Raw genomic sequence first — 9,447 nt, 5'->3', positions numbered from 1 at the left:
GTGCACTCGCGGATCGTGTAGTCGTCCGGCGCATTGCGCACCGACGAGCAATCGGTGCCGTTCCAGCCCTCCATGAGCCCGATCATGTAGCTCACGGACGCAGGCACCGAGTCGAACCAGACAAGGGTCGAAAAGTTGTAGCTCGCCTTGTACTGCGTGATCGGTTGCGCTGCAACCGATCCGACCCACGCCAGGCACGCGTGCGCCATCAGCAGCATCAGCGCTGCCATCTTCCTGCTCTTCACGGAACGCTCCTCGTCTCGCCTCGACATCGGTGAACACCTGCGGTGTTCGACCGACTACCTGTGCTCGCGGCGAATCCTCTGGAGGAACTGCATCGGCGCGGCCGGCGGATTAGACGTGAACGAAATGACGGTAACAAGAGGCTGTCGAGGCAACACGGCAATTGTTGACAATCTCCCGGGCCTCACGACGCGAATTGTGGAGATCCATCGCAATTCAATTGCGAGGCTCGACAACAAGCGACCGCAGACATTGAACGCTGCGTTCAAACCCCTTGCTCAGCGCCAGCGCGCCACCACATCACACTCCCACGTTGACCGGAGAAGCCCCATGCCTGCCACCGCCCTCGCCCACCTGCCCGCCGACGGCTCGCCCGAACTGCTGTTCCTGCTGTTCCATGGCGTCGGTGCCAATGCCTCGCACATGGCGCCGCTCGCGCAGCGGCTGGTCGCCGAGTACCCGAAGGCGGCCGTGGTCTGCCTGGACGCGCCACACCCATTCGACGGCGTGCCCGGTGGCGGCAGCGGCTGGCAGTGGTTCTCGATCCAGGGCATCACCGAAGACAACCGCCCGCAACGCGTCGCCGAGGCGCTGCCGCGCTTCATCGCGACGGTGCGCAGCGTGCAGCAGCAGCTGAACATGTCGTGGCCGTGCACCGCGCTGGCCGGCTTCTCGCAGGGCGCGATCATGGCGCTCGAGGCCGTGCAGGCCGAGCCGGCGCTGGCCGGCCGCGTGCTGGCCTTCAGCGGCCGCCATGCCACCGCGCCCGGGCATGCCCCCGAGGACACCACCGTGCACCTGTTCCACGGCATGGCCGACCGGGTGCTGCCCTGCGGCCCGGCGATCGATTCGGCCGAGCGCCTGCTCGCACTCGGCGGCGACGTGACCGCCGACGTGCTGCCCGGCATCGGCCACGAGCTGCATCCGCAGCTGCTCGACAAGGCCGTCGAGCAACTGCGCACCTTCCTGCCGAAGAAGGTGTGGCGCCAGGCGATGAGCGAGGCGCCGATCCTGCCGCGCAGCGCATCGAGCGACGAACTGGGCTGAGCCACCCCACCGGTGGCATGGGGTTTGCTGACTTGCATACAAGCCGGTACCCATTGGGATCGCATGCGCCAAGCCGGGGCATGCGTCGAGAAGGGGCCGGCCTGTTCCGCCGCATCACCAACCCCATCCCGAAGGATTCCCCATGCGTACCCGAACCCTGTCGAAGGCCGCGGCCTGTGCCGCGCTGGCCGCCTGTGCCGCCGCCGCCCATGCCGCCGAATGGAGCGACGCCTTCATCGGCTTCACCTATGGCACCAAGTTCAAGGAACCCGGCAGCGACGCGGACGTGAAGAAGAAGGTCGCGACGCTGCAATACGTGGGCGGCTACAAGTACGGCGTCAACTTCTTCTCGATCGACATGCTGGCCTCCGACGAGAACAACCCGGCCAACAACAGCGACCGCGGCGCGCACGAGGTGTATGCCACCTACAGCAACACCGTGAGCTTCGGCAAGGTCAGCGGCAAGCCGATGAAGTTCGGCCCGATCCGCGATGTCGGCTTCCAGTTCGGCTTCGACTTCAACTCGAAGAACGATGCCTTCGGCGCCGGCCTGACGAAGTACATCGCCGGCCCGAAGGTGGAGTTCGACGTGCCGGGCCTGCTGACGCTCGGGCTGCTGTACTACAAGGAGAACAACAACAACTCGATCGCCGGCACGCACGTGAATTTCGATGCGGCGCCGCGCCTCGCAACGGTGTGGAGCTTCGACTTCAACGCCGGGTTGCCGGCGGTGTTCAAGGGCTGGGGCACCTGGACCGGCGAGAAGGGCAAGGACGGCTTCGGCGGCGACACCGCGGCCGAGACCTGGACCGAGATGGGCCTGCTGTGGGACGTGGGCTCGGCCGCCGGCACGCCGAAGACCTTCTATGCAGGCTTCGGCTACCAGTACATCAAGAACAAGTTCGGCAACCCGTCATCGCTGGCGGGCACCAAGGTGTCGGCGCCTTCGTTGAAGGCCGAGTACCACTTCTAGCCCGACCTCAGTCGAGCACCACCTCGGTCTTGACCGCCCCCGCGCGGTCCGCACGCGCGCTGAGTGCCAGCCGCGTGCCCTTCGGCGCGCGCACCACCCACTCCGCGACCGCGCGGTCGGCCGTCACCTCGCGTGTCGGCAAAAAGGCCTGCAGCGTGCTCTTCGGCCCGTGGCCCTCGAGCTGCGGGCCTTCGATGCGCTCCTTGCCGCTGACCAGCGACACCGTCGCATCGCCCGGCGGCAGGTGGATCTCGAACATCGTGCCGCGCACCGTCTTGCGCGCCAGCGCCCGCTTGCTCACGTACGCGGGCAGGTAGCCGCTGTTGCACACCGCCAGGCGCACGCGCCAGGTGTCGGGGCCGAGCGCGCGCACCTCGGTGCGCAGCAGCTCCAGCCGGGGCAGGCTCAGCGCGATCTGGTCCATCCACGCCGGGAAGCGCGCCGCCTCGCGCTCGCGCAGCTGCGGCGGTGGGTTGCGCCAGAAGTTCATCTTGTCCCAGCCGCCGATCTCCACCGGCCCGAGCTGCGGGTGGTGGAAGGGCTTCCACTCGACGTGGGCCTGGCCACCGCACTGCTCGTCGCTCCACTTCAGCAGCTTCAGGTCGTCTTCCACCGGGTGGTCGCGGAACCAGTCGATCCACTTGTAGCCGCTGATGCCGGCCTCCTTGTTCGGCGACCACAGCTCCACCACCCAGAACAGCGCGCCCAGGTGCTCGTACACCCAGTCCTGCGTGCCGGTGATGACCTCCTTCGGGTGGTACTTGAAGTCGTGCCAGATGCTGATGGCCGGGTAGCCGGTGAGCTTCTCGCCGAGCGCGCTGAAGCGCTTGTACGACCACAGGTCCTCCGGGATCATGTCGTCGTCGCTCTGCGTGCCCATCGGCCGCAGGATCACGCCGCTGTGCGTGTGGTAGCTGATGGCCGCGCCGATGTTCGGGTGCTTCAGGATGAACTCGACCATCGCCCGCACCTCGGGCTCGCTGGCCGGGTACGGGCCCGCGCCCACCTGCTCGAACTCCTGCCGCCAGGCGGACGGGAAGTTGCGGTTCAGGTCCAACCCCTCCTGGTCGCGGTTCACGTTGACGGTCAGCCCGTCGTAGTTCTTCAGCAGGCCCTCGGGCATCAGCCGGTAGTACTCGCCGCCGAACTCGCCGGGCTCGCGCGGCACCATCAGCCGCTCGTCCTGTGGGCACTTCTTGTAGGTGCCGTGCGGGTCGGGGATGCGCATCGTCAGCATGCGGCCATCGCCGTCGACGTCTTCCAGCGTCAGCCCCTCGACCGGCTCCTCGTCGTACGGGTAGCTGCGCGTCGACGAGCGGATGTGGCGCGGCCGGTCGGCCAGCGCGAGCTCGGCGCCGTCGGGGTTGATGCGCGGGCACAGGTAGATCACGCGGGTGTCGAGCAGCTGCGTGACCTGGCGGCCGGTCTCGTCGCCCTGGCCGTGGTGCGTCACCAGGTGGTGCAGGTAGTACAGGCAGGTGGTGCTGGCCGTCAGCTCGGCGGCGTGGATGTTGCCGTCGGCCCAGAACGCGGGCTTGTCGGTGTCGGGGCCGGTCGCGGTGTTGGTGACGGTCGCGAGCCAGATGTCGCGGCCCTCGTGGCTCTTGCCGATCGACTGCACCTGCACCAGGCCGGGGTGCGCGGCGGCGTAGTCGAACAGCAGCTGGGTCAGGGCGTCGTACTTGTAGAAGATGTCGAAGCGTGGCGTGGGCGTGGCGGGCAACGTCATGGCGTACGTCAAGGCGGTGGGGGCGAAGCCGTGAGTGTCGCGCAACGCGCGCCTCGACGTGCGCCTCGACGCGCGCCGTTAGACTGTGGCGCCTTTCGTTGTTCCCCCATGCGCATCGCCTCCATCCGCCAGCAGCTCCGTGACCACGGCGCCAAGCCCGTTCACGAGGAACGCGTGCTGCGCCAGTGGTCGCGCGCGCTGCCGCAGGACGCCGGCAAGCGCCGCCCGGAAGACTTCCTGCCGCTCGCGCTGCGCGAGGCCCTGCCCGCGCTGGTGCAGCAGCTCGACGGCCTGGCGCGGCTGCGCTCCGAGCACCCGGCCGAGGACGGCTCGGCCCGCCTCCTGGTCGAGCTGCCGGACGGCCAGACGGTCGAGAGCGTGCTGCTGCCGCGCGACGGGCTGTGCGTGTCGACCCAGGTCGGCTGCGCGGTGGGCTGCGTGTTCTGCGCGACCGGCCGCGACGGGCTGCTGCGCCAGGTCGGCAGCGCCGAGATCGTCGCGCAGGTCGCGCTGGCGCGCGCACGCCGGCCGGTGAAGAAGGTCGTCTTCATGGGCATGGGCGAGCCGGCCCACAACCTCGACAACGTGATGGAGGCCATCGAGCTGCTCGGCACCGCCGGCGGCATCGGCCACAAGAGCCTGGTGTTCTCGACGGTCGGCGACCCGCGGGTGTTCGAACGCCTGCCCGCAGGCCCGGTGAAGCCGGCGCTGGCGCTGTCGCTGCACACCACCAAGGCGGCCCTGCGCGAGCAGCTGCTGCCGCGCGCGCCGCGCATCGCGCCCGATGAACTGGTGGAACTCGGCGAACGCTATGCGCGCGCCAGCGGCTACCCGATCCAGTACCAGTGGACGCTGCTCGACGGCATCAACGACGGCGACGACGAGATCGACGGCATCGTGCGGCTGCTGCGCGGCAAGTACGCGATCATGAACATGATCCCGTACAACACCAACGAAGGGCTGGACTTCCGCCGACCGCCTGCAGAGCGCGCCGAGGCGATCGCGCGCACGCTGCACAGCCGCGGCGTGCTGACGACGCTGCGGCAGTCGGCGGGGCAGGACGTGGAGGGCGGTTGCGGGCAGTTGCGGGCGCGCGCCGCCGCACCTGCCGCACGGCGCATCGAGATCGTCACGCAGCGCTGACAGAATGTCGCTCGCGAAGCCGTCCCCGGGGCGGCTCGGATTCGAACAACAGGGAGGACCGATGAAGAACACCCCGCTGCGGCACTGGGCCGCTGCCTTCGCCTGCGCCGTCATGAGCCTGACGGCTGCGGCACAGGCCGAGAACCCGCTGTACCCGATGAACAAGTCGCGCCGGCCGGTGCCGGCGTTCCCCCACGAGAGCCTGTCCGCCACCTGGCCGCAGCCCGACTACTTCCGCGAGGCGCTCAAGCTCACGCAGCTGCGCGTCGGCGAGCCGGCGCTGGCGCTGCGGTCCGAGACCGCGCCGCGCGTCATCGTGCTGCCGGTCCAGACCCAGGCCTTCGGCTTCTCGCCGGCCTTCCGCGCCTTGCTGGGTGCACAGCTCGACCGCGAACTGGCGGGCCGCGGCATCGACGGCAACCGGCAGACCGACATCGTCGACCTGCGCGGGCCGTTCGTCCGCCGGCTCGATGACGCCAGCATCGACGAGTTCGCCAAACGGTACCCGGCGGCATCTCTGCTGGCCCTGCACGTCGGCCACGACGGCGCCGACACCGCCTTCATGACGCTGGTGCTGCGCGCACCGGACGGCGCCCGCACCACGACTCACCGCAGCTTCGCGTTGCCCGGCGAGCCGCGCGCCGCACTGGCGGCCTTCGCATCGCAATGGCCGCAGCTGAGGTCGGAACTCAAGCTCGCCGGCACGCCCCCCGCCGTGCAGCCGCCGGCCGGTGGCTGCGATGCCAAGGCATGGCAGCTGGACGCGCCGGCCTCGCCGGCAACGCTCGCCTGCAGCGCGCTCGCCGTCGGCACCCTGCTGCCGGAACTGGAACCCTACGACCCGTGGATGCCGCCAAGCGCCGGGTCTCCTTCCCGGATCGCCTGGCTGGCCACGGCGTTCGTCGAGGCGGAGGGCCGGGATGCGGATCCCGTGAGCCGGGCGATTGCCGAACTCGCGTGGGCACAACTCCACCTCGACGATGCGCCGCTCGCCCGTCCCGATCCGGCCGCGCTGGCCGACCCGGTGGCGGGCCCCGTGCACAGGCTGCTGGAGGCCGAGGGGCACAGCGCGAACCTGCCTGTGCGATCACCGCGCAGCGCGGCACAGCAGTACCTGGACCAGGGCGGTCGCTCGATGCCGGCGTTCGCGCGCAGCCTCTTCCTGGAGCGCGGCAACCAGGGCGACGAGTTCCACCGCATCGACCTGTGCGCCATCGAGCGCACGATCACCGGCATGATGCCGTCGCCGCGCTGCCGCGACGAGGCCGCTGCGGCGCCGCCCGCCACCGGCCGCGCCGGCGCGCTCGCGCCGATGCTGTACCAGGAGTGGCGCCTGGCGGCCTACTACAAGGACATCGTCTACTTCGGCGAAACGCAGGGCCAGAAGGAGCGGCTCGCGCAGGCACTGGCCGCCCTGCCGGCCGATCTCGCCCGGCACCCCTTCATCGTCCAGCGCCGCTTCAGCGTCGACGGCCTGAACGGGCTGCAGGGCAGCTACGACGAGGTGCTGAAACAGGTGCGCACGCGCATGTCGGCGTTCGTGCAGGCCACCGCGGAGCTGCAGCGCCACGAGACCGTGCTCGGGCGTTTCGGCATCTCCAACCATGCCGCACCCATCAACCGCGCCATGCTGGCCGACCCCACGGTCGACCAGCTCGTCGACGATGAGAGACGCCTGATCGCGGTGCTGGGCTTCGATCGCTTCGCAGGCGGCGCCTCTTCAGTGAGCCGACGCAAACCGGGCACGCCGGCCTATGTCCTGGCACCCGGATCGGCGCGTGCGGCGTTGGCCGAAGGGCACCAGCTGGCCATGGCGGAGCACCTGGCCGCCATGCCGCCCGCGCCTGCCGCGTCGATCCCGCTCGCCGACGCGCGGCTGTTCCGTCCAGAAGCGCGGGCCTTCGCAGAAGCACTGACCGATGCGCAATTGCGCGAGCGCATCGCCCACGACCCGCACAACATGGTGGACCGGGTCAAGCTCGCGATGCGCGCCCTGAAAGACGGCCAGTCCGGCACGCAGGCGCGCCGGGTGATCGACGAGTACCCGGCCACGTCCCAGGTCGACAACCAGGTCGGCCTGTCCCACCTCTGGGCGGCGCCGGCGCATGCCTACTTCCTGAGCGGCGAACTCGCCGACGCGAAGCGCTACTACGGACGCGTGCGAGAGATCGGCACCGGCAGCGGTTCCGATCTGCATGCCCGCGTGCGCCTGCCGATGATGGCCGGCGACATCCGCGGCGCGCTGGCGGCCGCCCAGCTGCGGTTGGGGCGTTACCCGAGCGACTACGCACGCCGCGATGTCGCCGGGCTGCTGTTCATGACCGGCCAGCCGGAGGCCGCCTGGGCCGTGGTCACGCCGCGGCTCACGGCCTCCGACACGAGCGAGCTGTGGGTGGCGGCGGTCGTCGGCCAGCGCATCGCGAAGCGCGACCTCGCAGCGGCGAAGGCCTGGAGCAGCTCGCTCGGCGCGAACAAGGCGCAGGTCGACGACATGGACGCCGTGCCGTGGTTCCTGTACCTGCATGCCACCGTCGACCGCCTGCCGAGCGACACCGACCTCGCGACGCTGACGGACGGGCTGCGGGCTTACGACCCGGCCCGTCGATGGGAGGCGTCGGTGCGCCTGATGCAACTGGCCATGAAGGGCCAGGCCACCGCTGCCGATCTGGACACGGTCCGCAAGAGCCTGCAGCGGCACGGCTACGAGGCCCGGCCGTTCCTGCCCTGGTTCACCTGGGCGGCGGTGCACGCCGGGCGGGCCGACCACCCCGATCTCGCCGTCCTCGCCGACGTGCCACTGGCCACCGGCGACTTCAGCGGCCTGCTGGCGAACGCGATCCGCTTGTCATCGCAGGGCAAGCACGAGCTCGCGCTCCGCCACCTGCGCGCGGCACGCCACGAGATCTCGGTCATCTCCACCGGGGAGCAGCCGGACCAGCCGCTGCCGATGGCCTACCAGGCGGCACTGGCCGGCTTCCTGCTGTTCCGCGAGACCGGCCAGGACGCCTACCGCGTCGAGGCGCTGCAGCTCGCCCGCGACTTCCAAGGCGTGACGCCGTACTGGGGTTGGCCGTATGCATTGCAGGCACTGCTCGAGCGCGACGCCAAGCGCCAGGCGGCGGCCGCCTGCCGCGCGAAGGCGCTGGACCCGGGCTCGTACTTCCTGAGCCAGGTCAAGCCGTCGGTCGTGGCTGCGAAGTGTCCGCAGCCGGCCTGGTAGACGCCAAGGGATCCAGCATCACCTCATCGTGCGCGCAGCCGGCCGGGATCATCGGCCAGCAGTTCGCCTCGGGCGCCACGACCGCGTCGAGGAAGAACGGGCCCGGGCTCGCGAGGCACTCGGCGAGCGCAGCGTCGAGTTCGCCGCGCTGATCGACGCGGCGGGCGCCCCAGCCGAAGGCCTTCGCGAGCGCGACGAAATCCGGCTGCACGTCGAGCACGCTCTGGCTGGTGCGCCCGCCATGCACCAGCTGCTGCCACTGCCGCACCATGCCCATGTGGCCGTTGTTCAGCAGCACCACCTTGACCGGCGCGCCCGCCTGCACCGCCGTCGCCATCTCCTGGATGTTCATCAGGATCGATGCGTCGCCGCTGACGCACACCACCAGCCGGCCCGGGTGCGCGACCTGCGCCCCGATCGCCGCCGGCAGCCCGTAGCCCATCGTGCCGGCGCCGCCCGACGTGAGCCAGCGCCGCGGATTGTCGAAGCGCAGGTGCTGCGCGGCCCACATCTGGTGCTGGCCGACATCGGTCGAGACGATCGCGTCGCGGCCGCCGAGCGCTGACTGCAGCCGCGCCAGCAGCGCCTGCGGCGCAACCTGGTGCGGCGTGTCGTCGAAGGCCAGCGAGCGTTGCGCGCGCCAGGTGTCGATGCGCGCCCACCACGCGTCGAGCCGCTGCGGATCGAGCGGCTGCGGGCCGAGGCTCTCCAGCAGCGACTGCAGCAGCCACCCGCAATCGCCCACGAGCGGCACCTGCGTCTTCACCACCTTGTTGATCGAGGTCGGGTCGATGTCGACGTGGATGAAGCGCGCCTCGGGGCAGAAGCCGTCGAGCCGCCCGGTGACCCGATCGTCGAAGCGCGCGCCGACGCACACCACCAGGTCGGCCTCGTGCATCGCGAGGTTGGCCTCCAGCGTGCCGTGCATCCCCAGCATGCCGAGGAACTGCGGGCTCGACGCCGGGAACGCGCCCAGGCCCATCAGCGTCAGCGTGCACGGCGCATGGCAGCGGCGCACCAGTTCGGCGAACGCCGCACACGCGGCGGGGCCGGCGTTGATCAGGCCGCCGCCGCCGTAGAACACCGGCCGGC

Annotated in this window: 7 protein-coding genes; 4 read left to right on the top strand and 3 right to left on the bottom strand. The window is 70.3% G+C overall.

Going from position 1 to position 9,447, the window contains the following annotated elements; translation table 11 throughout:
• Positions 1-245: hypothetical protein (locus AC1DXV_RS26795; protein WP_477936432.1), on the bottom strand; the 245-nt coding region annotated here is incomplete at its 3' end.
• Positions 246-573: 328 nt separating this feature from the next.
• Here AC1DXV_RS26795 and ypfH point away from each other — a divergent pair.
• Together ypfH and AC1DXV_RS26785 are read left to right on the top strand one after the other, a co-directional pair.
• The gene (gene ypfH / locus AC1DXV_RS26790; RefSeq protein ID WP_477936430.1) at positions 574-1,290 is read left to right on the top strand and encodes an esterase; all 717 of its coding nucleotides are present in this window, start codon (positions 574-576) and stop codon (positions 1,288-1,290) included.
• A gap of 142 nt (positions 1,291-1,432) precedes the next feature.
• Complete coding sequence (locus tag AC1DXV_RS26785) at positions 1,433-2,263, top strand: outer envelope protein (RefSeq protein ID WP_477866920.1); 831 nt, start codon at positions 1,433-1,435, stop codon at positions 2,261-2,263.
• Between the two features lie 7 nt (positions 2,264-2,270).
• On the opposite strand, the gene AC1DXV_RS26780 is transcribed toward AC1DXV_RS26785, so the two are convergent.
• Positions 2,271-3,992: a M14 family metallopeptidase gene (locus AC1DXV_RS26780; RefSeq protein WP_477936428.1), complete on the bottom strand. Its 1,722-nt coding sequence runs from the start codon at positions 3,990-3,992 to the stop codon at positions 2,271-2,273.
• A 108-nt stretch (positions 3,993-4,100) separates the two neighbouring features.
• Here AC1DXV_RS26780 and AC1DXV_RS26775 point away from each other — a divergent pair, with 108 nt between their 5' ends.
• Complete coding sequence (locus AC1DXV_RS26775; RefSeq protein ID WP_477866924.1) at positions 4,101-5,135, top strand: RNA methyltransferase; 1,035 nt, start codon at positions 4,101-4,103, stop codon at positions 5,133-5,135.
• A 61-nt stretch (positions 5,136-5,196) separates the two neighbouring features.
• Complete coding sequence (locus AC1DXV_RS26770) at positions 5,197-8,355, top strand: hypothetical protein (protein ID WP_477936426.1); 3,159 nt, start codon at positions 5,197-5,199, stop codon at positions 8,353-8,355.
• Here the strand turns inward: AC1DXV_RS26770 and AC1DXV_RS26765 are convergent.
• Positions 8,309-9,447, bottom strand: a 1,139-nt coding sequence (locus AC1DXV_RS26765; RefSeq protein ID WP_477936424.1) for a thiamine pyrophosphate-dependent enzyme, incomplete at its 5' end; no start/stop codon positions are given. The two genes, AC1DXV_RS26770 and AC1DXV_RS26765, sit on opposite strands and share 47 nt — an antisense overlap.

The sequence above is a fragment of the Rhizobacter sp. P3_C12 genome, assembly GCF_056402735.1.
The sequence above is the reverse complement of the archived record's forward strand: the minus strand, read 5'-3'. Positions and strand labels throughout refer to the sequence as shown.

Bases quoted from the DNA above. Each gene is read 5' to 3' on its own strand.
- AC1DXV_RS26780 (WP_477936428.1), bottom strand. From the start codon at position 3,992: ATGACGTTGCCCGCCACGCCCACGCCACGCTTCGACATCTTCTACAAG.
- AC1DXV_RS26785 (WP_477866920.1), top strand. From the start codon at position 1,433: ATGCGTACCCGAACCCTGTCGAAGGCCGCGGCCTGTGCCGCGCTGGCC.
- ypfH (WP_477936430.1), top strand. From the start codon at position 574: ATGCCTGCCACCGCCCTCGCCCACCTGCCCGCCGACGGCTCGCCCGAA.
- AC1DXV_RS26775 (WP_477866924.1), top strand. From the start codon at position 4,101: ATGCGCATCGCCTCCATCCGCCAGCAGCTCCGTGACCACGGCGCCAAG.
- AC1DXV_RS26770 (WP_477936426.1), top strand. From the start codon at position 5,197: ATGAAGAACACCCCGCTGCGGCACTGGGCCGCTGCCTTCGCCTGCGCC.